This window comes from Streptobacillus ratti (assembly GCF_001891165.1).
Lineage (GTDB): Bacteria > Fusobacteriota > Fusobacteriia > Fusobacteriales > Leptotrichiaceae > Streptobacillus > Streptobacillus ratti.
Genome location: NZ_LKKW01000013.1, coordinates 1 through 25,005 on the forward strand (window position 1 = coordinate 1; position 25,005 = coordinate 25,005).

Below are 25,005 nucleotides of genomic sequence, written 5' to 3' on the forward strand. Positions count from 1 at the left end.
CAGAAGAAAACATAAGTTTGTAGGTGAAATAAATGAAAAAATTTAATAGAGATCAAATATCACTATATTTGATAATGCTCCCGTTTATTATTTGGTATGTACTATTTATGTTTAAACCTATGTATGGATTATTAATAGCGTTTAAAGATTATAGTGTATTTAAAGGAATAGCCAGTAGTCCTTGGGTAGGACTAAAGCATTTTAGAATGTTTTTAACATCACCAGAGTTTTATAGAACTTTAAAAAATACTCTTATGTTAAATGTATATTCATTATTAATAGAATTTCCTTTAGCAATATTAATAGCACTTATGTTAAATGAAGTTAAGAATAAAATTTTTAGAACTTTTGTACAAACAGCTTCATTTATACCATATTTCATAGCTATAGTTATTGCAGCAGGTATTACAATAAATATGTTATCACCAAATACAGGTGTAATAAATATAATATTACAAAAACTTGGATTTGAAAAAATATATTTCTTGATTAAACCAGAATATTTTAGAGGAATATTTGTAGGATTAAATTCATGGAAGAATACAGGATTTAATGCAATCATATATATAGCAGCTTTAACGGCAGTAGATGAACAACTTTATGAGGCAGCAAAAATAGATGGTGCATCAAAACTACAACAATTAATAAATATTACTATACCGAGTATAATGCCGACTATAGTAGTAATGTTAATTTTAAAAATAGGTTCTATGTTAAGTGTAGCTTTTGAAACAGTATTATTACTTTATCAACCAGCTACTTATGAAACAGCAGATGTAATAAGTACTTATGTTTATAGAACTGGAGTAATAAATCAAGATTTTGGTTTAGCAACAGCAGTAGGATTATTTAATGCAGTAATAGCTATGCTTCTAGTATATACAGCAAATACTATAAGTAAAAAAGTAGCAAATTTAGGAATATGGTAGGTGATATAGATGAAGATAAGAATGAGTACAGATGAAAAAGTATTTAATGTAATAAATTACTTTTTATTAACAGTTTTTGCAATTATGTTCCTATATCCAATAGTGTATGTATTTTCTGCTTCTTTTAGTAATCCATTTTTACTAGAAACAGGACAAGTTACACTATTTCCTAAAGGATTTACCATATCATCTTTTATAGCAGCTTTTAAAACTACAGGAATATGGAGAGCATATGCAAATAGTATATTTATAACTGTAGTAGGAACATTTGTTAATATGCTATTTACCATTAGTGGTGCATATGTATTATCTAAACCAGATTTAAAGTTTAGAAAAGCAATAATAATGCTTGTAATAGTAACTATGTGGTTTGATCCTGGAATGATACCTAAATACTTAAATTTTAGAGATTTAGGTATGATAAATAGTTATTCAGGTATAATAGTAGGATTTGCAATTAATACATTTAATGTAATAATATTAAAATCTTTCTTTGAAAGTGTTCCTAGATCTTTAGAAGAATCAGCAAGAATAGATGGTGCAAGTCAATTTAGAATAATGACTAACATATATTTACCGTTATCAACATCAGCAATTACAACGGTTTCACTATTTTATGCAATATCTCGTTGGAATGGGTATTTCTGGACTATGATACTTTTAAGAGATGATTCAAAAGCCCCTTTACAAGTATTTGTAAAAAAATTAATAGTGGATAAGATGTCTAGTGGTGAAGCAGCACAATTAATTACACCAGAGAGTTTAACATCACCACAATCAATAATATATGCAATAATAGTAATTTCAATATTACCAATGTTGATTGCATATCCATTTATACAAAGATTCTTTAGAAAAGGTGTAACACTTGGAGCAGTAAAAGGATAATTAACAAAATATATATATAAGGAGAGGAAATTATGAAAAAATTATTAGCACTAGGACTTTTAGGACTAGTAGTAGCAAGTTGTGGAAAAAAAGAAGAATCGACTACAGGATCAAAAGAAACAACAATATTTGCGATGCACTTAGGTAAAGCGTTAGATCCAAAATTACCTGTATTTGTAAAAGCTGAACAAGATACTAACATTAAATTAGTAAATGTTGCTTCTCAAAATCAAACTGATCAAGTTCAAGCATACAACTTAATGCTTACAGAGGGTAAATTACCTGATATTGTTTCATATGAATTATCAGCTGATTTAGAAAACTTAGGTATAGAGGGTGGATTAATACCACTAGAAGATTTAATAGATAAACATGCACCAAATTTAAAGAAATTCTTTGAAGAAAATCCAAGATATAAAAAGGATGCAGTTGCAGTTGATGGACATATATATATGATTCCTAATTACTATGATTACTTTAATATAAAAGTTTCTCAAGGATATTTCATTAGACAAGATTGGTTAGATAAATTAGGATTAAAAGAACCAAGAACAGTAGATGAACTATATACTACATTAAAAGCATTTAGAGAAAAAGATCCAAATGGAAATGGTAAAAAAGATGAAGTTCCATTCTTCGTAAGAGCTAATAATGTTAGAAAAGTTTTAACTTCATTAGTTGATTTATTCAAAGCTTCACCTATATGGTATGAAGAAAATGGAATGGTTAAATATGGGCCTGCACAAGATGAATTTAAACATGCAATTAAAGAATTAGCTAAATGGTATAAAGAGGGATTAATAGATGAGGAATTATTTACAAGAGGATTAGAAAGTAGAGATTACTTACTATCAAATAACTTAGGTGGAGCAACAGATGACTGGATAGCTTCAACTAGTTCATATAATGGAAGTTTAGCAGATAAAATCCCTGGATTTAATCTTAAATTAGTTCTTCCTTATGAATTAAATGGAAATGCTAAAACAAGACATTCAAGAACTACATATTTAGGTGGTTGGGGAATTTCTAAAGATGCTAAAGACCCAGTTTTATTAATTAAATACTTTGATTACTGGTATTCAGTTGAAGGTAGAAGATTATGGAACTTTGGTATAGAGGGTTCTGAATATACATTAGTTGATGGTAAACCAGTATTTACAGATAAAGTACTTAAAGATCCTGATGGAAAAACTCCACTTGCAGTATTAAGGGGAGTTGGAGCACAATATAGATTAGGAGCATTCCAAGATGCACAATATGAATTAGGTTGGGCTTCTGAAAGTGCTAAAGCAGGATACAAATACTATATGGATAATGATGTAGTATTAGATGAGTTACCAATACTTAAATATACTAAAGAAAAATCAAAAGAATTCGTTTCTATAGATACAGCTTTAAGAGCAGTTGTTGAAGAAAAAGCTCAACAATGGATTTTAGGTTCTGGAGATGTAGATAAGGAATGGGACGGATACATTAAGAGATTACAAGATTTAGGATTATCTAAAGCTGAAACAATTCAAAATGAAGCACTTAAGAATTTTAATAAATAATGTTAAATAATAAAGGGAGAAGTAATTCTCCCTTTAGTTAAAAGTGGAGGTTAATGTGTTTAACTTTAGTAAGAATTTTAACTATGTATTATGTAATTTTAATGTAGATATGTATATAGAGCAAGCAGAAAATATATTAGAAAATAGACTTAAATTTATTCATCCATGGGATATGGAAAGAACTTCACAATATTTTACTATTCCAAAAGATTGGAATAAATATGTAAATGATGATGAAGAATGGATATTTATGAGAAGTAGAATGAACTATTTTGACCCTCTATTTCTAGCTTATGAAAAGAATAAAGATAAAAAATATTTAAATAAGATAAAAGAAATAATTTTTGATTTTATTAATACTCATAAGAATTTAAAATATGAATTAAGCACAAGAACTTTAGATAGTGGAATAAGAATAATAAATATACTTAAAGCTTTAATATATTTAAAAGAGTTAAAATACATTACTAAAAATGAAGAAGATATTATAGTAAATCATTTAGATAAGACTTGTATATATTTATTTAATTCATTTTTAGAAAAATACTATCATAGTAATTGGGGATATATACAGATGGCTGGAGTATATACTTTTGCTTTGATGTATAATAAAGAGTATGCTAAAAAAGCAAAAGAATATATGAAAATACAACTTGAAACACAAATAGATAATGATGGATTACATATAGAAAAATCAATGACATACCATTATCAAATGTTAATTTATACTGTATGGATAGTTATGGTAGAAAAAAATATTAATATTAAAGGAAATCTATTTACTAAATACTTAAAGAAAATGCTTAAATCAGCAGAAAAATTACATTATCCGAATTTTAAACAAATTAATTTTGGTGATAGTGATGATGATAATGTTGAAGATATTTTGTCAATGGCAAATGCAGTGTTAAAAATAAAGGGAGAATATGCTTTAAAAGAAACTTCATATATGTTTGCAGGAGATTATGTTAATGGATACATATTAAAAAAAGTTGAAAATAAAAAAAGAGAGTATTTATTAAAAGAAAGTGGATATTATCATCTTATAAACAACAATTACTCTTTTAGTAGTTATTTAACTAATATGACTTCTGGTCATTTACATGTTGATTTATTTCATTTTAACTATTTCAACAATGTAGAAATGTTAGTTGATAATGGAAGATATACATATTTAGATAATGAATATAGGAAATATTTGAAAAGTGCTTCTGCTCATAATACATTAGTACTTGATAATAAAGAATTTTTAGAGATTAAAGATTCATGGGAATATACTGGTAAATATCCTTTAATAAGTCCCATAAGTAGAGTAGAAGATAAGGGTGTAGTTTGTATTAAAATGAATGTATTTGATATAGAAACTAGTTCATATATTGAAAGAAAGTTTATACTTTGTGAGGATAATGTAATAATAATAAATAGAATATATTCTAAGGGTAAACATAATTTGAAAATGTATTATCATTTTCATCCTAAGTTAGAAATAGATGAGGAAAAAGAAAGACTATTACTTAATAAACATATATATTTAAATGTAGGGGAATATATGATGAATGAGGGAATATATAGTAGTAGATATAATGAAAAAGAAAAAAGTAAGTTTGTTAAACTAGAATACAATTTTACTGATAATGTACAAATAATTCATAAGATATTAAATAAAAATATACAATTTGAAGAAATATGTTGCAATAATAAAGTATATTCTTGTAAAATTATTTCGGGAGATAAAGAATATAAGATTTTTTGTAAAAATGAAGATAGTATAGAAAAACAAAATGTTTCATATATTCAAAATAATCCTTTATATAAAAATTTTAAGGTGGTTTTAAAATGAAAAAAATAATAATATTTTTAGCTCTAATTGTAGGAATTTTAAGTTTTAATAATCAAAATAAAGAAATACAAGGTATGAAATTAAAATGGAAAGAATTTCTTTTAAGTGTACCTCATGATATCTCTTTAAAAGAAATATCTAAAGAAAATAAAGAAAAAAATATACAAAAGTTAAATGAAAGCTCAAAAAATATCTTAAATAGAATGAGAGTTTATGAAACACAGGATTATGTATTTAGAGATTATCAAAATATGAGTAGTGGACCTCATGTATTAAAATCTTTAAAAGACATACAAAGTTTAATAAAGGCATATCTTACTCCAGATACTAAAGTTTATGGAGATAAAGAAGTAAAGGAAATGATAAACATTGGTCTTGAAATAATATCTCAAAGAGGATATGTAAAAGGAGCCATGGAAAAAGGAAACTGGTGGGAATGGGAAATTGGTATACCTAAAACATTAAATGAAATATTAATTATTGGAGAAGAAATAATAGAAAAGGAAATTGCAGATAGTCTTTTAGAAGCTTCACATTATTTCCAACCAGATCCAGAATTTTCAGGGGCATCACCTGCTGCAAGAACTTCAACTAGCCCTAATAAGAGAGTTTCAAAAGGTGGAAATAGAATGGATACAGCCTTAGTAACTTATGGTAGAGGAATATTAGAGGGTAATGCTTCTGAAATTAAAAGAGCAATAAATTCAGTTGCTGTAGTTGGAGAATATGTTGAAAAAGAAGATGGATTCTATAAAGACCATTCATTTATACAACATGAAAATGTAGCATATAGTGGGACTTATGGGCAAGTATTATTAAATGGTCTTTCACAATTTATATACCTAACAGGTAATACTTCATTTGAAATAAATAACCCTAGTATTATTAATATTTATGATGTAATAATAAATGGATATTCTTATTTATTAATTAATGGAGGAATTAATGATTCAGTTAATGGTAGATCTATAAGTAGAGATGATTCAAATGATTTACTGAGAGCTAAACCTATTATTAATTCACTTGCTTTAATTTCACGTGGTGCTAGTGGTGAATATAGAAGTAAAATTGAATCTATAGTTAAAAAAGCAATATTAGATAATAATTTAGAATATATGCCTAATACTGTTAATAATTTAGTAATAGCAAATATCTTAAATGAAATAGTAAAAGATAAAAATATTAAACCTTTAGAGGTTAATGGAACTAAAGTATTTTCATATATGGATAGAGCAGTTAGTATAGGGTCAAATGGTATGAAGTTTGTATTGTCTATGCACTCAAATAGAATAGCAAATTATGAAACTATGAATAAGGAAAATTTAAGAGGTTGGTATACTGGAGATGGAATGACATATATTTATACTAATAATTCTTCTGATTTTGTAGAGTATTGGCCAACTGTAAATCCACTTAGATTATCAGGAACTACAGAAAGTACAAATAAAAGGGCAATTTCAACTGGTGAAAGAAGATTACCTAAAGATTTAAGCCCTAAAACATGGGTTGGTGGAGCTGATACTGGAAGTGAAGCCTTTATAGGTATGGACTTTATTTCTTGGAATAATTTAACAGAAGCTAAGAAAAGCTATTTACTATTAGATGGAATTATGGTTGCAATTGGTTCAAATATTAAAAGTACTGATGGAGAAATAATAACAGTTGTTGATAATAGAATCAATAATGAGAGTTCAAAAAAAATAGTATACACAGCTTTAATGGATACTAATATAGAAAAAGAAATAGTTCAAAGAACAGGAAGTTTCAAAAAAATAGGAGGTAAAAAAGACACTCCTATCACTAAAGAATTTGTGGAATTAATAATTAATCATGGAAATAATCCAACAGATGCTAAATATGCTTATGCTGTTTCTGATAAAGAAGTAAAAGGAGTTTCAATAAAGAGATTAGATGATGTTGCACATATTATAGAAAAAGATAATATATTAGCAATTAATTCTTGGAAATCAGATAAACTATACTTTGATGGAATAGAAATAAATAATGCTATATCATTAATTAGAAAGGTAAATGGTTCTAATGTTAGTTTAACTATAGCAGATCCTAATCATAAATTATTAGAAGCTAAAATAGTATTAGATGGTTATTATACAAGTAATGATTTTTCAGTTATGAATAAAGATAATAAAACTATAATCACTGTTAAATTAGATAAAAATGGTATGAGTAAAACAATAAATTTAATTAAAAAATAGATGGGAATATTTATGGATAAGAAATATAACTTAATCTTTCTTTTTGCAGATCAATGGAGAAGAAATGCAGCAGGTTTTGTAGGTACAGAAGATGTAATTACACCTAATATAGATAAATTTGCTAATGAATCATTAGTCTTTACTAATGCTGTAAGTACAGGACCTTTATGTTCTCCAAGTAGAGCAAGTATACTTACAGGTACATATCCAGCAACTCATGGGGTATGGACTAATTGTAAAACAGGGCTTTATGATGTATGGCTAAAAGAGGAATCAATAACAATAACAGATGTATTAAAAGAAAATGATTACTATATTGGATATATAGGTAAATGGCATTTAGATAATCCTGAAGAAAATGTTGAAGAAAAACCAAAATCAGGTGCAAGAAATTGGGATGCCTATACTCCACCAGGTAAAAAAAGACACGGTATAGATTACTGGTATTCATATGGAGCATATGATAATCATTTAAAACCACATTATTGGGAAAATAGTAGTGAAATGATAGAAATAGATAAATGGTCAGTTGAGCATGAAACAGATAAGGCTATAGAATTTTTAGGTAAAAATAAAGAAAAACCATTTGCCTTATTTTTATCATGGAATCCACCTCATACACCTCTTGATTTAGTTCCTGAAAAATATGTTGAGCTTTATAAAGATAAAAAATTAAGAGTAAGTGATAATGTAATATTAAATAATGTAATAGATCATACAGAATCTATGCCAGAACCTCTTAATTTTACAGAAGATGGATTTCAAGATGCACTTAGAAAATATTATGCTGCAATAAGTGGTATAGATGAAAATCTTGGTAGAATAATAGAATATTTAAAAGAAAATAATCTATATGAAAATAGTATAATAGTTCTTACAGCAGATCATGGAGAAATGTTATGCTCTCATGGTTTATGGAGTAAACATGTATGGTATGAAGAATCTATAGGAGTGCCATTTATGATTAAGTTTGGTGATAATAAAGGAATTACTGAAAGTGTATTAAGTGGTGTAGATATAATGCCAACATTATTATCATTATTAGAACTAAAAATACCAAAAACTGTTGAGGGAAAAAATTTAAAAGAGGTAATAACTAATTTAGAAGAAGATTTAGATAATAAAGCAATAATTGCTGCATATCCAGGTCAAATAAAGTCTATAGAGAAATTTAAAAAAGAAAATTTAAATAATCTTGATTTTGGTTGGCGTGCAGTTAAAAGTAGAGAACATACTTTTGTAATTAATAAGGGGTATGAACCTGGTAGAGAAATTGAAACTTTATTATACGATAATGTAAAAGACATTTATCAACTTAATCCTAAAATTATTAAAAATATTAGTGAAGATAAAATTGCAAGTGAATTAAATGCCGTTTTAGAAAAATGGTTAAAAGAACATAATGACGGATTTTAAATAAGGAGAATTTATGGAATTGTTAAAAGAAGTAAGAGAAAAATTTGAAAAAATAGAATTAAAAAATGAAATAATTTATAGAGGATTACATGAAGCATTAACAAAAATTGATGAAAATTGTAATGTATTTATCAATCATTTTCCTAGACCATCAAGTGTCAATAATATTTATCCAGCTATATTAAATGGTGGTGAATGGGACGATTGGACTAGTGGGTTTTGGACAGGTATATTATGGCTTGCATATGAGATTACATTAGAAGAAAAATATAAAAAAATTGCAGATTATCAATTAAAGACATATAAGGAAAGAATAGACAATAATATAGCTGTAGATCATCATGATTTAGGATTTTTATACATTCCATCAGTTGTTGCAAATTACAAAATAACTAATTCTGATGTCGCAAAAACAACAGCAATTAAAGCTGCTGATGTTTTAATTAGAAGATATAGAGAAAAAGGGGAATTCATTCAAGCTTGGGGAGTTTTAGATAAACCCGAAGATTATAGATTAATTATAGACTGTAATTTAAATGTTCCATTACTTTTCTGGGCAAGTGATGTTACAGGGGATAATAAATATAGAGAGGTTGCAACTAAACACTTAGAAACAGTTTCTAAGGTCATAATTAGAGATAATGGTACGACTTTCCATACTTTCTATTTTGATACTGAAACAGGTAAACCTTTAAAAGGTGTTACTGCACAAGGTAAGTCAGATGATTCAACTTGGGCAAGAGGACAAGCTTGGGGAGTATATGGATTTGCTTTAGCATATAAATATTTAGGAGATAAAAAATTTATAGATATATATAAGAAAGTAACTAATACTTTTTTAAATAAATTACCTAAAGATAATGTGTGTTATTGGGATATGGATTTTAAACCAGAAGATATGGAAGAAAGAGATAGTTCTTCATCAGCTATAGCTATTTGTGGAATTTTAGAAATGAATAAATATTTATCAGATGATGACCCTGATAAACAGATTTACTATAACTCTGCAATGGCAATGATGAAATCATTAATAGAGAAATACACAACTAAAGATATTAATTCAAATGCCCTATTAAAAGAAGCTGTTTATTCAAAACCACATAATTCTGGAGTTGGAGAAAGTTGTATATGGGGAGATTATTTCTACATGGAAGCTATAATTAGATTATTAAAACCAGAATGGAATATTTATTGGTAAGGAGAATAAAAATATGAAAAAGTTAGTCTTTTTATCGTTACTAGGAATGTTATCGCAAGTAAATTATGCTACTACAGGTGGATTTTTAAGAAGTGATTTGAAATATGTACATAAATTAAAAGAATTTGAGTATGATGTTAAAGGTGTTAGGACTAAGAATATTGGACAACCATTATCTCAAAATGTTATTTTTAATTTAGAAAGTGGAATGTATTTCTATGAAAACAAAAATCTTTTTCTTTTTGGTGGAATTGATTCACAGAATAAAAAAGAGGGAAAGAAAAGAGATGATAAATCAGAATACTATTTTGGTGCAAGATTAGATGCTCCAATAAGTGATAATTTTGATTTGATTTTAACAGTCGGACATAAAAAAGGTTATGTTGTAACTAAGAAATTAGTAGAAAAAGAAAAAAATACTAATAATAATAAATATAAAAGGATTGAAAGTAAAAAAGTATTAGAAAATGTTATAACTGAACATATTAAAACAAGAGGGAAAAAACATGATTTAAAAGAGAATGGATATAGTTTAGATGTTGATAAAAATACTATAATTTCTGCTGTTTTAAGTGGAAGAGTTAATAGAAAAACTAGTTTAACTTTAGGGTCTATATATACTAGTGATAATATGAAACTTGGAACTCATAAGTATGAGGGATTTATTAAAACATCTAGTAAAGTTTCAAACAAAACTTTTTTAAAGACAGATAATACATATACAATAAATAAAAAAAATATAAAAGAATTTGGTGGATTAAAATCTATATTTAATTTATCAACTAAATTGTCATCTAATGAAAATTTAAATAATGAAATATATTTTGAAGCTAAGAAATTATCTAAAATAAATGAATTTAAATTTAAGTCTTTAAATGAATATAGAAATTCAAATATAAATGATTTAAAACTTTTTTCAAAGGTTAATTATGAGGCTATAGTTGATGCACGTAAGAATGGAAATTATGAACATAAACCAGAAATTAAAATTGATTTAGAGTATAAAAAGGATAGAACAAAAATAGTTTCTAGCTTTGAAGATAAATTAGAACTTAAACATAATTTTAAAAATAAACCGATTATTACTAAATTTAAAAATACTTTTAGTGCAGGAATAAATTTAAGTAATGTATATAATAATTTTGATAAGAGATTTAATTTTAAATATACTTTATTATCAGAAAATAATTCTAATCTTACCATTAAAAAGATTAAAAACACTTTTGATACAACTGTAGTTTTAATTGATACAAAGAATAATATTGGAAATAGATTTAATCTTAAATATGCTATAGGTGTAGAAAAATTAAATAAAACTAAATTTATACATGAATTGTTAATAGGTCCTAGCTTTTGGTATAAAAATGATGATTCAAACCATTCTATAGATTTAAGATATGCAGTTAAATATGGAACTGGTAAGGGAGATAATAGTATATTTGCTGTACTGTCTAATGATAAAAAATATACAATAGATAATAATGTTGTTGATTTAAAATTAGGACTATATAATTATACTAATTTTGATACAAAAGGATTTAAAAAAGATGGAAAATTATTTAATAATTTTCTTTTGGATTCTAGTTTAAAATATGAAAATAGTTATAGAAGATTTAAAACAACAGTACTTGGAGAACTTCAGTACTATAATCTATATAGAGAAAAGGGTCGTATAGATAAGAAAGATAATAAAGAAAAAGATAATATAGTAAATTCAGTATTATCTAAATTAAATTTTGAATTAAGATATGCAGTTACAAGAAAAATTAATACTGTATTTAGTCTAAATAATACTTATGGGTATAATTTTTTACAACAAGAATACTATAAAGTTACGAGAGATTTCATAAAAGCTTATGGTGCTGGGAAATATAAGGATAATAAGAGTACGGCTATAGATAAGTTCGCTGAAAAACTAGATCCGAGTAGACAAGATTCTTATCTTAAAAACTTACCTAATATTAATAAAATAGAAAGTGAAATAAATACATTACATTCCTATAGAATGACTCCTAAATTTTCACTTGTTATTAGAGAATTAGGAGGTAGATTACAACTTATACCATATATAGAGGGAGTATTTGATTTTAAAAACTATAAATATAATTCTAAAGCCTATGCTGATGAACTAAAGAAAAAGAAAGCTGAACTTGATAATGAAGCTAATGGAACACCAGAAAGAAAGAAAAAACTTGAAATATATCAAAAAGCTATTAAGGATACAGAGGCTAATAAGAAATTTAATTTTAGGAACTTTGAGGGTAAAATAGGATTAAATATTAAATATACATGGTAATTATTTGAGGGTAAATATTTACTCTCTTTTAATTTTACTAAAATTAAGGTATAATATTTAAAATATATAATATATTAGGAGGGAAAAATGAAAAAAATATTTGGATTTTTATTTCTACTATTAATTTTTACGGTTTCATGTAGTACGGGTCCTAGAATTAGTCCAGAAGAGATAAAAGTTATTACAACTAGGGTATATAACAAGCCTATGAAAGATGTGTTTTTTGCAACAAGGAATATGATAGCTAATCAAGAATATAATATTATTTCAGCTGATTTAGAATCTGGATTTATTAAAGGCTATTCAGAAGTACAAACTAGTGATGAAGCATTTAATGTTCTTATAGGTTCTAAAACATTTAAAAATAATACTATTCAAGCTACATTTACTGAAAGAGAAAACTCAGTAGAAGTAAGATTATTAGTTAGTGAGCAATATAAAGAGGAAGATGGAATTGGAATATTAGATGTATTAGCACTTGATTTTAGAACTTCAAAAGGGCATACAAAATTAACTCCTATATATGATATAGAGTTATATAATTATCTATTCCATTTAATTCAAATAGAACTTAAAAAATAAATTTTGGAGGGGAAATGTATATTACAAAAGGTAAGAGTATTAAAGGTTATGAAGTAACAACAGAAACTAATGGTAGTGTGTATAATATGGATTATAAGAATTTAAATCCTATAGGTACAAGTCCAGTTGGACTTTTAAATTCAGCATTAGTTGGTTGCATAATAATGGTGATTAGATTGTATTTTTCAACTATGCAGTTAGATGTTAAAGTTGAAGTTGAATCAAAAATTGACGGAATGAATATTGAAATGGATATTAAATTAGATACAGAGGTAAGTGAAGCTGAAATAGAAAGAATACTTGTTTTTGTTGAAGAAAAATGTACTGTACATAAAATGATGTCAAAAGAAGTTAAAATAGTAAAAAATATAAGAGGTGTATAATGAAATTTATTGCAGAAGAAAGTTATTGGGAACTTTTTCCAAATTCAAAATTAGGAATAGTTTTAATAGAAGATATGAATAATGAGGGAGAAAGTTTAGAAGAAATAAAAGAAGCTCTTATGATAGCAAATGGAGAAGCTAAAAAATATTTTATTAAAGATAATTTTAGTGAAAATCCAGTTATATCAGTTTGGAGAGAAGCATATCAAAAGTTTAAAACAAAAAAAGGTGTAAGATCTTCTATAGAAGCATTGCTTAAAAGGGTAGAAAAAGGGAATGAAGTTTCTAGTATTAATCCACTTGTAGATATATATAATACAATTTCATTAAAATATGCAATGCCATGTGGTGCAGAAGATAGTGATACTTTTAAAGGTACATTAAGACTTGGTATAACTGAGGGAGAAGATGAGTTCTATTTAATAGGAGAAGATAAAAATAGCCCTACATTACAGGGAGAATTATGTTATAAAGATGATTTAGGAGCTGTATGTAGATGTTTTAACTGGAGAGATGGAAAGAGAACTATGGTAACAGATAAAACAAAAAATGCTTTCTTAATTATTGAACTTATAGATAATAGTAGAGAAGAAGAATTTAATAATGCTTTAAATGAAATTTCAGAAAATGTACAAAAATACTTAAATGCAAAAACTAAAGTTTTTGTATTAGATAAGGATAATAGAGAAATAAATTAAAATTAAAGGGGCCTTTACTAAATGAGAAGCCCCTTTAACTTTATATATTTCTATCGTTTAATATTTCTTGATATCTTTCAAGTAATGCTGAAATTAGACCATCAGCAATAGCTCTACTTATAGTTCCAACTCCAAATCTTTCACGTCTAATAATACTTGTAAGCATGGCTCTAATTCCTAGAATATTTGCAGTAGGTATAGCCTCTTTAAATGAGTGTATTTTAAGTCTACGTATTGTATCGGTATATTTAAAGTCTATAAAATATGGATTATTAATTAGTCTTATTAAATCATTAACTTCTTGACCATAATCAGCAAAAAATTCAGGTGTTTTCCTATTATTAGTAGGTAACCATCTAACTATTTCTTTTTTATCAAAATATGGTTTATACTCTAATATTTTATTCATCATAGATATTTTTTCATTACGTAAATTAGATAAAGTTTCATTATAATTATTTATGAAATCTATACATTTTTCATCTAAATATTTTGATATCTCGCTATATATCTCATCATCAATTCCATAGTAAGCTTCGGCTATAACTATAGAATTATTATCTTTATTTAAAGCATCTTTAAAACTTTCACTTTCAAATAATATATGTAAACTATATGTTTCTGTAACATATTCTTTAATGTATTCTTTACTTGCTCCCATTCTAGCTAAAAAAATTGATGCAGATAAAGCTTTAGCTTCTTTAATACTTTCAGTATTATCAGTAATTGATTTAGCAGAAATTTCTGTATAATTTTCTACATCTCTTAGATTATTATATAACCATGCAGAGGCAGAAACTACATAGGGTAGAAAATCTTTATCTTTATTTATAACCCTCATTATTTCTTTTTCAGTTAATTCTTCGTTACCATATCCAGATATTAAAGCTTTTGTAACTTCTATAGACATTAAAGTAGATTTAGTAATTTTTTTAAATTTAACTATGTCATTTATTATTGCTCCTAACACAACTTATCTCCTTTTAAATTTCTTTACATCATAGCCTAGTTCATTAAGCATTTTTTCATTTTTTCTCCATTTTTTACTTACCTTAACCCATAGTTTAAGATTAATTTTTAAATCTGTTAATGCTTCAATTTCACGCCTAGATTCTATACCTATTTCTTTTAAAAGTCTACCACCATTTCCTATTATTATTCCTTTTTGACTATCTCTTTCAACATATATATTAATATCATAACGTCTTTTGCTATCAGTAGATTCAATATTTATTATCTCAAGTGCAACTGAATGTGGTATCTCATCTTTAGTTTTTTGTAATATCTTTTCTCTAATAGTTTCTATAACTATTTTATTGACTGAAATATCAGTATAGTAGTCTTCAGGATAGAACCATATATCATTAGATAAATATTTTTCACAAACTTCAAATATTTTATGTATTCCTATACCATAACCTGCTGACATGGTAATTATTCCCTCAAATTCTCCTAATTTTTCCTTTATTTTTTCCACCTTATTATTTAATTCTTCATCACTCATTTGGTCTATTTTGTTAATTATTACATAAGTTGGAGTTTTAGAATTTTTAATATTCTCATTAACAAAAATATCTCCTGTTCCAATCTCCTTAGTCCCATCAAGTAAGAAAAGTATAAGGTCGCATTCATCTAAAGATTCTATGGCAAGATTAGTCATATATTCTCCAAGTAAATGTTTAGGTTTATGTATACCTGGAGTATCTATGAATATGTATTGATTTTCTCCTTTATTAACTATTCCCCTTATTTGATCTCTTGTAGTTCCAGCCTTATCTGAAACTATAGCAACTTTTTCATCTATTAATTTATTAATCAGAGTTGATTTACCTACATTAGGTCTACCAACTATAGAAATAAAGCCTGATTTCATTTTATCCCCTCATTTTTCTAATATATAATTTTAAAAATGCACCCTAAGGTGCATTTATATCAATAACAGTAAAATTCCTATTTTTCAGCTATTGCATCTACTCCTGGTAAAACTTTACCTTCTAAGTATTCAAGAGATGCTCCACCACCAGTTGATATATGAGAGAATCTTTCAGCATATCCAAGTTGTATAGCAGCTGCAGCAGAATCTCCTCCACCTATTACTGTAATAGCATCATTTAAATTAGCTATTGCTTCACAAACTCCTATAGTTCCTTTAGCATAGTTAGACATTTCAAATACTCCCATAGGTCCGTTCCATACTACAGTTTTAGCTCCAGCTAATTCTTTAGCAAATAATTCTATTGATGCTGGTCCTATGTCTAATCCCATTTCATCATCTTTAACTTCATCTACACTAACTACATGATGTTCAACATCATTATTGAATTCTTTAGCAACTACTGTATCTATAGGTAAAATTAATTTATTACCAGCTTTTTCTATTAATTGTTTAGCAAGTTCAACTTTATCTTCTTCTAATAATGATTTACCAGTGTTTTTCCCTAATGCTTTTAAGAATGTAAACATCATTCCACCACCGATAATTACTTTATCAGCTTTGTCTAATAAGTTTTCAATTACACCTATTTTATCACTAACTTTAGCTCCACCTAATATAGCAACAAATGGTCTTTTTGGTTTATCTACTGCTCCACCTATAAATTCTATTTCTTTTTGCATTAAGAACCCAGCAGCAGAATCAGCTATGTTAGATGAAATTCCAACATTTGAAGCATGAGCTCTATGAGCAGTTCCAAATGCGTCATTTACGAATACATCTCCAAGAGAAGCCCAGTATTTTCCAAGTTCAGCATTATTTTTAGATTCTTTTTTAACTACTTCACCGTTTTCAACATCTTCAAAACGAGTGTTTTCAAACATTAAAATTTCTCCATCTTTAAGTTCAGCAACTGCTGATTCAAGTTCTGCACCTTTTGTAGCAGGAATGAATTTAACAGGTTTACCTAATAATTCTTCTAATCTTTTTGCAACAGGTGCTAGAGATTTTGCAGCTTTATCTTCTTCAGCTTTAATTCTTCCTAAGTGAGAGAAAGCTATTACTTTTCCACCATTATCTAAAATGTGGTTTAATGTAGGTAATGCAGCTTTAATTCTATTATCATCTTTAATAATTCCCTCTTTAATAGGTACGTTGAAATCAACACGTACTAGTACTTTTTTGCCTTTTACATTTAAGTCTTTTAAAGTTTTTTTTGCCATGTTCTTCTCCTTAAAAAATTATATTTTACAAGTTAATTATAGCACTAATGCCTTTTTTTTTCAAGTTAATATATTTTACAAAAAAAGTGGAAAAAATAGTTGAAATGTAGTATAATTGGATATACAAAATTGAAAGGTGGATTTCACATTATGAGAAAAATTTCTGAAAATGTTTACGCATCTATGGAAAGACTTTCTAATAAAGAGGGAATAATAGGTGCTTTAGCAATAGATCAAAGAGGTTCTATTAAAAAAATGATAGGAGCTTATTCAGAAGCAACTACTGAAAAAATTGAAGACTTTAAAAGTTTAGTATCATCTGAATTAACTAAATATGCTTCATCTATTTTATTAGATCCAGAATTTGGATTGCCAGCATCAAAAGTAAGAGCAACAGATGCAGGATTATTATTAGCATATGAAAAAACAGGTTATGATGCTACTAAGAAAGGTAGATTACCAGATATCTTAGAAGATTGGTCAGTAAAAAGATTAAAAGAACAAGGTGCTGATGCAATTAAATTCTTACTTTACTATGATATTGATGATGATAAAGCTATAAATGAAGCTAAACATATTTTCATTGAAAGATTAGGTTCTGAATGTTTAGGAGAAGACATACCGTTATACTTAGAATTAGTTTCTTACGATGAAGCTGGTAAAACTGGTAAAGAATATGCAAAAGTTAGACCTCATAAAGTAATAGAAATGATGAAAGAATTTTCTAAAGAAAGATACAATGTAACAGTATTAAAAATGGAAATACCAGTAGATATGAACTATGTTGAGGGATATGGAGAAGAATGGGTATACACTAAAGAAGAAGCTATGGCATTTTATAAGGAGCAATCTGATGCAACTCCATTACCATTCATATTCTTATCAGGTGGAGTAAGCATGGATTTATTCAAAAAATCATTAGAATTAGCTAAAGAAGCTGGTTCTACATTTAATGGAGTTTTATGTGGAAGAGCTACTTGGGCAGATGCAATTAAACCTTATAGTTTAGAGGGAAGAGAAACAGGAATTAATTGGTTACAAACTGAGGGGAAAGAAAAAATTACATCACTTGATGAAGTATTAAATAGAACAGCTAGTGATTGGAGATTAAGATTAACTAAATAAAGGGCTAAAAGCCCTTTTTACTTTTCTCCTTTATTGTATATATATAAAAGAGTTATTAAACCAAATAATCCAATAAGCATAATTCCTAAGTTTTCTAAACTAACCTTTTTTTGCCCATCTATTATTAATTTTAAAAAAAGAAAAAACATTATTAAATAAAGTAATATTTTTAAGTATTTATTCATAAATTCTCCTATTCTTTACTTCCACCAGCACTCATACCTTCTGTAAGTTTTTGTTGAACTATAATATATAGTATTAATGTTGGTAACATCACTATAACCATACCAGCATAAAGTCTTCCATAATTAGCAGCCCCTCTACTTGCAGCCATTAATGTCATCAGACCTACAGGTAATGTTTTTTGAGTTCCTGGTAGTAATGTTAGTGCAATAATATATTCATTCCAGAATGCTAAAAAATTAAATAATATTACTGTAATAATACTAGGTCTTGCCATGGGAGCTATTACTTTAACCATGGTTATAAAATACCCAGCACCATCAATATATGCAGCTTCTTCATAGGTTTTAGATATTGATTGAAAGAAGTTAGTTAATAGATATATTGTAAATGGTAATGCAGTAGACATATATATTGTTGCAAGCATAGTCATATTATCCAAAAAGAATGCTTTTTTAATAATTTCATTTTTTCTTAAAAATTTATCTCCATCAAGTAACATTAAAAATATAGGGATAACTATGTAATTTACATTGATGAATAATCCTGCTTTCATAAAAGTAGTCCAAAAATTTCTTCCTATAAATTCCATTCTAGCAAGAACATATGAAGCTGGAAGTGCAACTATTATTAATAATATCAATGCAAGTGTAGTAACATAAATAGAATTGAATAAGTAATCTCCCATTTTTGCATTTATAAAGGCATCAATAAAGTTTTGATAATAGAAGCCTAAAGGTAATTTCCATGGAGAACCTACAAATTCAGAATTTTGTTTTAAAGAGGCTAAAAATACCCATGAAACAGGAACTATTATTGATATAGCAAAAGTAATTAATGCTATATATATAAATAGCTTATAAAGAGTTTCAGCACTCATTCTCTTTTTATTCATATTTGCCTCCTTAATATTGTAATATTTCTCTATTAGTAACTACATTTATTATACCTGATAGGGCAAATGAGAATAAAAATACTATAACTCCTATAGCCATACCATATCCATAACTTTGATTTGTATATGCTTGAGAATACATATAGCTTAAAAATACTTCTGTTGCTCCATCAGGTCCACCACCAGTTAATGGTATAACTAGTAGAAAACTTAAATTTATTGTACTAATTATGAAAAATGCTAAAGTAGCTCTAATATTTAACCAAATTAATGGTAAAGTGATTTTGAAAAATTTAATTATTTTCCCAGCACCATCAATATCAGCTGCTTCATATAAGCTTTTTGGTATAGATGACATTGCAGCCATGTACATTACCATGTAATAACCTATAGCTTGCCATATAAGGGCAAAGGCAATAGAATAAATAACTATACTCTGATCTCCAAGCCAGCCAAATTGTGGGGGTTTAATTCTAAACATTATTAATATACTATCTATTAAACCACGCCCTGGGTCATATATAGCTGAAAAAATTCCTGAAACTACTACTATAGATAATATATTAGGTATGTAGAAAATTATCCTAAATAAATTAGCACCTTTAATATTTTCTGTTACGAGTATTGCTGCAAAAATTACAGCCACTGTGAGTGTAACAATAGTAACTATAACAATTAAAAGTATTGTATTTTGAAAAGTTTTAATAAACTTTGGATCATTAAATAGTATTTTAAAATTGTTTAATCCAACAAATTTTGGATTTTTAGATAATGCACTAGTTTTAAATAAAGACATTCTAAATACTTGTAATGTAGGAATAATTCTAAATAGTATATATAAAATCATAGCAGGAGCTAATGAAAAGAATATAAATAGTTTTTTTGAATAATTTTTACTTTTTTTCATTAATTTCTCCTTTTTAATAAAATATTACAGAGAGTTACCCTCTCTGTAATGTTTATTGATATTTATTATTTAATTACATGTGGTCTTAGAGTATCAGCCATTTTAACTATATCAGATTGCCATTCTTCAATAGATTTAGTACCATTTACTACTGAATTTATAGTTCCATAAACTGTTCCACTAACATCAACACCCTCTACTGGAGTAGTTGCTGAAAATCCACCAGCAAGAGGATTTGCTCCATTTTTAAATGTTTCATAGAACACTTGATTTTCTTTGCTTAACATATCAAATGGATAATTTTTAATAGGTTGAACTGCCCCTTTTTCAGCAAATATTTTAGCTGCAGTATCAGAGTATAAGAAAGCTATAAATTCTTTAGCTGCTTCAATATTTTTAGCTTCTGCTGGTACCCAAATATGTTCAAAGAAGTTCACTGCATATTGTTTTCCATCTTTTTCAAATGCTGGATAAGCAGTCATACCCCATTTGAAATCTTTAGGAGTAGTAGCTGCCATTTCTCCAACTATCCAAGTACCGTTAGGCATGAATAATGCTTTATTATCAATAACTAATTGTTGATTTTTAGTAAATCCCTCATTATTTGCATTTGCAACTGTAGTTGGATGTACATTTTTAACTATTTCACCTAAAACTTTAAATACTTCATTCATTTTTTCAGAATTCCATATACCTTTTTCATAACTCATAGCCTTATTTAAAAATTCAGTTCCACCTTTACCTGCTAAAATTGGTGGTAAGAATGAATCTAAATATCCTGTTGTAGGGTAAGTTAATAATGAAATTCCCTCAGATTTTGCAGTTTCTGCAAGAGCGAACATTTCATCCCATGTTGTAGGAACTTTCCAACCTTTTTCTTCAAATAATCCTTTATTAAAGAATAATCCTGTAGGTGAGTTAAACATAGGCATTAAATATGTTTTACCATTTAAGTAAGGGTCAGTTTGGTTATTTCCTACTGCACCATCAGTTAATTTAGATTTAACAGTAACTTTTTCTCCTGGAATGTTCATGTCTAAAATAGAAGTTAATTCAGCTAATGCCTGTTCTTTAACAAAATTTTCAGGTATTCCTGCTTTTCTACTTAAAGCTAGCATAACTACATCTGGATAATCTTCTGCTTGAAATAATCCCGGTAATGTAGATTCAATATCTTTTGATTGATTTAATTCAATCTCAACATTGGGATTTACTTGTTTATAAGCCTCTATAATAGCTGGCCACATTTGATCACCATATGCACTTTCAAGAGCAGAAAATTTTAAAGTAACTTTTTCTCCATCTGTAGTTTTTTCATTAGATTTAGCTCCACACGAAGCTATTGTAAAAAATGATAAAATAGCAATAAATGCTAATTTAAATAACTTTTTCACTTCATACCTCCTAAATATTTATTTTTTAATCCATTTCAACTCATATTTTTTCAACATTACTTCTCCTAAACAAGTAATATTAGTTTTAATATTTTCAGCACTATTATTAATAACGGCTATGTATTCATTAAATTCATATGCTTCAACATACATATTATCACTAATATATTTTTTATCAATATCATTAGTTATGTATCTAATGATGTTGTATATAAAACGAGTATTTTCAATACTATAAGGTAATCCTTGTAAATACACTCCTTTACCTTTTCCATATGTATTTATACTTGCTTCAACACCAAATTCTTTGTTTAATTGAAGTATTTCTAAATTTTCATTAGTAGAGTAGATATATTTATTTCTATTACCTATAAATATTTTACCTTGAATTTGCTCAAATACAAGGTGTCTATGTTGTATTTCTTTCATATATCTTGAAAATTGTAAGGTATTTCCAACTTCTTTATCAACACCTAATACATCTTGTAATTGAAAATATGTTCCATTTCCATTTACTGCACTTGGATCTCCTATACCTATAAATCCATTTCCTTTTGAAACAAATTCTCTGATTGTGCTAAGTATTTCTTCATCTAACCAATTTTCTCCACCTGAAAATGAAGTATTTGCTTCTCCAACATTAATTAAAACTTTAAATTCAGCTAATTTTTCAGGATTTTTAATATCATCAAAATTAATAAATTCTATGTTATATGGCAGTCCTGATAATGCTTCAAGCACACCTATATATGAGATATTTTCCTTATTACCTGTTGCATGACCAGTTCTATTTGCTTGCCATGATTTTATTTTTCCCCATGAATTTAGTATTCCAATTTTGAAATTAGGCTTAATACATTCTTCATTTGGTGTTTTATCATGTATTTCTCTAAATTCATTAGTTGATTTTGTAACGCCATCTATAAATAGAGAGAATTTAGCTGCTAAAGATAAATATCCTCCAAAACCTATTCTATCAACTTTTTTAGTAAGTATAGCTCTTCTTGACCTCATCCAGTTATACTCCCATTCTAAGTGTGGAGTATTTCCATCATAGAATGTATCTGGGAATAGATAAGGTAGGAATCTAATTTCTTTTATTCTGATATTTTCCATATCAGAAACCATTCTAATATCTACACCGCATTCAGCAGAACCAGCAACACCATCAAGACCAATATTTTTAAAATATTTTCCATATGGCTCAGTACCAACCCAGTTATCGCCAACAAACATTATTGCCTCTTTACCATATTCATGAACTATGTCTACACATACTTTTGCAAGGGTTGAAACAAATTTTTGCATAAAGTCTATATAATCTAAGAATACTTTGCTAGGGTTTCTGAATTGATTATTATAATAACCTTTATCAATAATATCTTCTAATGTAATTTCATATCCTTTATCTTCTTTGAACTTTTCAAATATTTTAGGAGAAACCGATGCTGAATAACCAAACCAATCTCCAAATTTTTGCATTGCATGTTGATTATACATAATAGTAAAGTGATAAAAGAAAGTTGTAAATCTAACTACATTAATGTTAGTATTCTTTTCACACCATTTTTTTAAATGACTATATATATGTTCTCTTGTTTTATCAAATACTACATCATATGGTATTGATTTATCACTAGTCCAATTATTAGTCATATGATTATACATATGAGTAGTATCCCAAGTTTGTTTAGCAAAGAAGTTTACAGTATATTCATGAAACTTTTCAACATTTTGTATAATTACAGTATTACCATTAAATTTCCAATTTTCTTTAGGAACTAAATTATTAGTAGTTCTATCAAAAACTTGCCAATAATCAGTAGTTTCTGCATCAATTTCTAATTGTTCTTTGTAATATCCTGCCATTATATCTATTTCTAAAATATTATCAAAAGCTGTATATCTTTCAGATATTAATGCTTGATGTTGTATTTCTTCTGGATTTTTTCTAGGCCATTCTTGATCTTCCCTTGCAGGAAAATATGTAGAATAAATTTTAGCATCAAGAGTTTCAAAAAATTCATTTAATTTTGTACCATCACTATTTCTAATAGCATCGGCACCCCATAATTTTATTAATTCTAAAACTAATTCTTCGCAACCTTTTTCTATAGGTAATGTAACTCTACTCATTTTTTCTCCTAAAATTCATATATTTGGAATTTTTTAACTACTCTATTTACTTCACCACTAGGGAAAGGATTATCAGTAGTTAAATTAAAATGTTGTGATTTAAAGAAAGCATAGATTTGACCATAAATAAGGTAAGTAAATATTGCTTTTTCTAAATTAATTTCAACATTAGGTGTTATTATTACTTTAGTTGCTTCTTTAACATCGTTACAATCTTTTAATGAATATGTAACTATGTTATTTGCAACATTTTCTGATTTCATTTCAGTTAATATATCTAGTGCATATTTTCTTGAATATTCTTCACTAGATAATAGTAAAAATACTATAGTATTGTTATTAATAACAGATTTAGGACCATGTCTAAATCCTAAAGTGGTATCACTTTTAGCAACTACTTTACCAGCTGTAAGTTCCATTACTTTAAGTGTTAATTCTTCTGCAAGACCTTTAAATGATCCATCTCCTAGGATTATAATTCTATCTTGATTTTCATTTGCAAGAGATTTTATACTTTCAAGTTTTAAATCTCTTTCTTTTTCAACTAAAGATATAACTTCTCTCATATTTTTAGGACTTGTTTTATTATAGAAAACAATCATAGCAGTCATTAACATACTTGAAAAACTTGATGTCATAGCAAAACCTTTATCATTACTTCCCTCAGGCATCATAAGCATCAATGTATTGTTTACATACTCAGAAGTAGTAGACATTAATGCTAATTCTCCTTTAGGATTACATGTAATAAATAAATGATATACTTCTTTTACTAAACTATTTACTAGTTTTATAGTTGCTACAGATTCTGGAGAATTTCCAGATCTTGCAAAAGATACAAGTAATACTTTTTTATCTTTTTTTAAGTAATGAAGTGGATTATTAACTATATCTGTAGTAGCTATAGATGTAAAATCTCCATCTTGCATAGAATTTAACATAGGAGCTAATATATTTCCAACATATTCTGATGTACCTGCTCCTGTAAAAATTACTTGTGCATCTTTACCAACTTTATTTAAAAATTCATCGATTTTTCCTTTATTTTCTTCAAAATAATCAACAGCCTTAGACCATATTTCAGTTTGAGTATGGATTTCTTTTGCTGTGTTGTATGAATTTGTTTCTTTTAAAACATTTTCACAAATTCCTAAATAATTCATTTCATTCACCTCTTCATATTAACTGGTACTAACCATTTTTGATTATAATA

21 protein-coding genes are annotated in these 25,005 nt (G+C 27.0%); 12 read left to right on the forward strand and 9 right to left on the reverse strand.

Annotated features, from left to right (window positions below; all coding sequences use genetic code 11):
• Positions 1-32 precede the first annotated feature (32 nt).
• The 11 genes from BT993_RS03295 to BT993_RS03345 all read left to right on the forward strand — a co-directional run bounded on the left by BT993_RS03295 (position 33) and on the right by BT993_RS03345 (position 13,996).
• On the forward strand, positions 33-929 hold the full coding sequence (locus BT993_RS03295; protein WP_072593214.1) for an ABC transporter permease: 897 nt from the start codon (positions 33-35) through the stop codon (positions 927-929).
• Positions 930-938: 9 nt separating this feature from the next.
• Entirely contained in the window at positions 939-1,817 is an 879-nt protein-coding gene (locus tag BT993_RS03300; protein ID WP_072593215.1) for a carbohydrate ABC transporter permease, read from the forward strand.
• Between the two features lie 32 nt (positions 1,818-1,849).
• Positions 1,850-3,367, forward strand: a complete 1,518-nt coding sequence (locus tag BT993_RS03305) for an extracellular solute-binding protein (RefSeq protein ID WP_072593216.1) — start codon at positions 1,850-1,852, stop codon at positions 3,365-3,367.
• Between the two features lie 55 nt (positions 3,368-3,422).
• The gene (locus tag BT993_RS03310) at positions 3,423-5,207 is read left to right on the forward strand and encodes a heparinase II/III domain-containing protein (RefSeq protein ID WP_072593217.1); all 1,785 of its coding nucleotides are present in this window, start codon (positions 3,423-3,425) and stop codon (positions 5,205-5,207) included.
• Positions 5,204-7,423: a polysaccharide lyase 8 family protein gene (locus tag BT993_RS03315; protein WP_072593218.1), complete on the forward strand. Its 2,220-nt coding sequence runs from the start codon at positions 5,204-5,206 to the stop codon at positions 7,421-7,423. Before BT993_RS03310 ends, BT993_RS03315 begins: the two co-directional genes overlap by 4 nt.
• Before the next feature lie 12 nt (positions 7,424-7,435).
• Entirely contained in the window at positions 7,436-8,839 is a 1,404-nt protein-coding gene (locus tag BT993_RS03320; protein ID WP_072593219.1) for a sulfatase family protein, read from the forward strand.
• 13 nt (positions 8,840-8,852) lie between these two features.
• The gene (locus BT993_RS03325; RefSeq protein WP_072593220.1) at positions 8,853-10,037 is read left to right on the forward strand and encodes a glycoside hydrolase family 88 protein; all 1,185 of its coding nucleotides are present in this window, start codon (positions 8,853-8,855) and stop codon (positions 10,035-10,037) included.
• 13 nt (positions 10,038-10,050) lie between these two features.
• Entirely contained in the window at positions 10,051-12,333 is a 2,283-nt protein-coding gene (locus tag BT993_RS03330) for a hypothetical protein (protein ID WP_072593221.1), read from the forward strand.
• A gap of 87 nt (positions 12,334-12,420) precedes the next feature.
• Complete coding sequence (locus BT993_RS03335) at positions 12,421-12,915, forward strand: hypothetical protein (protein ID WP_072593222.1); 495 nt, start codon at positions 12,421-12,423, stop codon at positions 12,913-12,915.
• Positions 12,916-12,929: 14 nt separating this feature from the next.
• Positions 12,930-13,298: an OsmC family protein gene (locus BT993_RS03340; protein WP_072593223.1), complete on the forward strand. Its 369-nt coding sequence runs from the start codon at positions 12,930-12,932 to the stop codon at positions 13,296-13,298.
• On the forward strand, positions 13,298-13,996 hold the full coding sequence (locus BT993_RS03345) for a B3/B4 domain-containing protein (protein WP_143604251.1): 699 nt from the start codon (positions 13,298-13,300) through the stop codon (positions 13,994-13,996). Before BT993_RS03340 ends, BT993_RS03345 begins: the two co-directional genes overlap by 1 nt.
• A 40-nt stretch (positions 13,997-14,036) precedes the next feature.
• Here BT993_RS03345 and BT993_RS03350 read toward each other — a convergent pair whose 3' ends face one another.
• The 3 genes from BT993_RS03350 to BT993_RS03360 all read right to left on the reverse strand — a co-directional run bounded on the left by BT993_RS03350 (position 14,037) and on the right by BT993_RS03360 (position 17,152).
• Positions 14,037-14,966, reverse strand: a complete 930-nt coding sequence (locus BT993_RS03350; protein WP_072593225.1) for a DUF6508 domain-containing protein — start codon at positions 14,964-14,966, stop codon at positions 14,037-14,039.
• 3 nt (positions 14,967-14,969) lie between these two features.
• Positions 14,970-15,869, reverse strand: coding sequence for a GTPase Era (gene era / locus BT993_RS03355; RefSeq protein WP_072593226.1), 900 nt, complete (start codon positions 15,867-15,869; stop codon positions 14,970-14,972).
• A gap of 77 nt (positions 15,870-15,946) precedes the next feature.
• Positions 15,947-17,152 carry a phosphoglycerate kinase gene (locus tag BT993_RS03360; protein ID WP_072593227.1) on the reverse strand — a complete coding sequence of 402 codons (1,206 nt, stop codon included), beginning with the start codon at positions 17,150-17,152 and terminating at the stop codon, positions 15,947-15,949.
• Positions 17,153-17,302: 150 nt separating this feature from the next.
• Between BT993_RS03360 and BT993_RS03365 the strand changes: the two genes are divergently transcribed.
• Complete coding sequence (locus BT993_RS03365) at positions 17,303-18,277, forward strand: tagatose 1,6-diphosphate aldolase (protein WP_072593228.1); 975 nt, start codon at positions 17,303-17,305, stop codon at positions 18,275-18,277.
• A 17-nt stretch (positions 18,278-18,294) separates the two neighbouring features.
• Here BT993_RS03365 and BT993_RS07420 read toward each other — a convergent pair whose 3' ends face one another.
• From BT993_RS07420 to BT993_RS03390, 6 genes are all read right to left on the reverse strand, one after another.
• A complete protein-coding gene (locus tag BT993_RS07420; RefSeq protein WP_167359432.1) occupies positions 18,295-18,462 on the reverse strand; it encodes a DUF6903 family protein in 168 nt (55 codons plus the stop codon).
• An 8-nt stretch (positions 18,463-18,470) separates the two neighbouring features.
• Positions 18,471-19,355 (reverse strand): carbohydrate ABC transporter permease, encoded by an 885-nt coding sequence (locus BT993_RS03370; protein ID WP_072593229.1) that lies wholly within the window; start codon positions 19,353-19,355, stop codon positions 18,471-18,473.
• A gap of 10 nt (positions 19,356-19,365) precedes the next feature.
• On the reverse strand, positions 19,366-20,262 hold the full coding sequence (locus tag BT993_RS03375; protein ID WP_072593230.1) for a carbohydrate ABC transporter permease: 897 nt from the start codon (positions 20,260-20,262) through the stop codon (positions 19,366-19,368).
• A 65-nt stretch (positions 20,263-20,327) separates the two neighbouring features.
• Positions 20,328-21,656, reverse strand: a complete 1,329-nt coding sequence (locus tag BT993_RS03380; RefSeq protein ID WP_072593231.1) for a carbohydrate ABC transporter substrate-binding protein — start codon at positions 21,654-21,656, stop codon at positions 20,328-20,330.
• Positions 21,657-21,674: 18 nt separating this feature from the next.
• Positions 21,675-23,792 carry a 1,3-beta-galactosyl-N-acetylhexosamine phosphorylase gene (gene gnpA, locus BT993_RS03385; RefSeq protein ID WP_072593232.1) on the reverse strand — a complete coding sequence of 706 codons (2,118 nt, stop codon included), beginning with the start codon at positions 23,790-23,792 and terminating at the stop codon, positions 21,675-21,677.
• An 8-nt stretch (positions 23,793-23,800) separates the two neighbouring features.
• Positions 23,801-24,955, reverse strand: a complete 1,155-nt coding sequence (locus BT993_RS03390) for an SIS domain-containing protein (protein ID WP_072593233.1) — start codon at positions 24,953-24,955, stop codon at positions 23,801-23,803.
• Between the last annotated feature and the right edge of the window lie 50 nt (positions 24,956-25,005).

Excerpts from the sequence above, each read along its gene's own strand:
- BT993_RS03375 (WP_072593230.1), bottom strand. The coding sequence starts at position 20,262 with ATGAAAAAAAGTAAAAATTATTCAAAAAAACTATTTATATTCTTTTCA.
- BT993_RS03360 (WP_072593227.1), bottom strand. The coding sequence starts at position 17,152 with ATGGCAAAAAAAACTTTAAAAGACTTAAATGTAAAAGGCAAAAAAGTA.
- gnpA (WP_072593232.1), bottom strand. The coding sequence starts at position 23,792 with ATGAGTAGAGTTACATTACCTATAGAAAAAGGTTGCGAAGAATTAGTT.
- BT993_RS03335 (WP_072593222.1), top strand. The coding sequence starts at position 12,421 with ATGAAAAAAATATTTGGATTTTTATTTCTACTATTAATTTTTACGGTT.
- BT993_RS03330 (WP_072593221.1), top strand. The coding sequence starts at position 10,051 with ATGAAAAAGTTAGTCTTTTTATCGTTACTAGGAATGTTATCGCAAGTA.
- BT993_RS03340 (WP_072593223.1), top strand. The coding sequence starts at position 12,930 with ATGTATATTACAAAAGGTAAGAGTATTAAAGGTTATGAAGTAACAACA.
- BT993_RS03370 (WP_072593229.1), bottom strand. The coding sequence starts at position 19,355 with ATGAATAAAAAGAGAATGAGTGCTGAAACTCTTTATAAGCTATTTATA.
- BT993_RS03345 (WP_143604251.1), top strand. The coding sequence starts at position 13,298 with ATGAAATTTATTGCAGAAGAAAGTTATTGGGAACTTTTTCCAAATTCA.
- BT993_RS03325 (WP_072593220.1), top strand. The coding sequence starts at position 8,853 with ATGGAATTGTTAAAAGAAGTAAGAGAAAAATTTGAAAAAATAGAATTA.
- BT993_RS03295 (WP_072593214.1), top strand. The coding sequence starts at position 33 with ATGAAAAAATTTAATAGAGATCAAATATCACTATATTTGATAATGCTC.
- BT993_RS03390 (WP_072593233.1), bottom strand. The coding sequence starts at position 24,955 with ATGAATTATTTAGGAATTTGTGAAAATGTTTTAAAAGAAACAAATTCA.
- BT993_RS03300 (WP_072593215.1), top strand. The coding sequence starts at position 939 with ATGAAGATAAGAATGAGTACAGATGAAAAAGTATTTAATGTAATAAAT.
- era (WP_072593226.1), bottom strand. The coding sequence starts at position 15,869 with ATGAAATCAGGCTTTATTTCTATAGTTGGTAGACCTAATGTAGGTAAA.
- BT993_RS07420 (WP_167359432.1), bottom strand. The coding sequence starts at position 18,462 with ATGAATAAATACTTAAAAATATTACTTTATTTAATAATGTTTTTTCTT.
- BT993_RS03305 (WP_072593216.1), top strand. The coding sequence starts at position 1,850 with ATGAAAAAATTATTAGCACTAGGACTTTTAGGACTAGTAGTAGCAAGT.
- BT993_RS03365 (WP_072593228.1), top strand. The coding sequence starts at position 17,303 with ATGAGAAAAATTTCTGAAAATGTTTACGCATCTATGGAAAGACTTTCT.
- BT993_RS03315 (WP_072593218.1), top strand. The coding sequence starts at position 5,204 with ATGAAAAAAATAATAATATTTTTAGCTCTAATTGTAGGAATTTTAAGT.
- BT993_RS03320 (WP_072593219.1), top strand. The coding sequence starts at position 7,436 with ATGGATAAGAAATATAACTTAATCTTTCTTTTTGCAGATCAATGGAGA.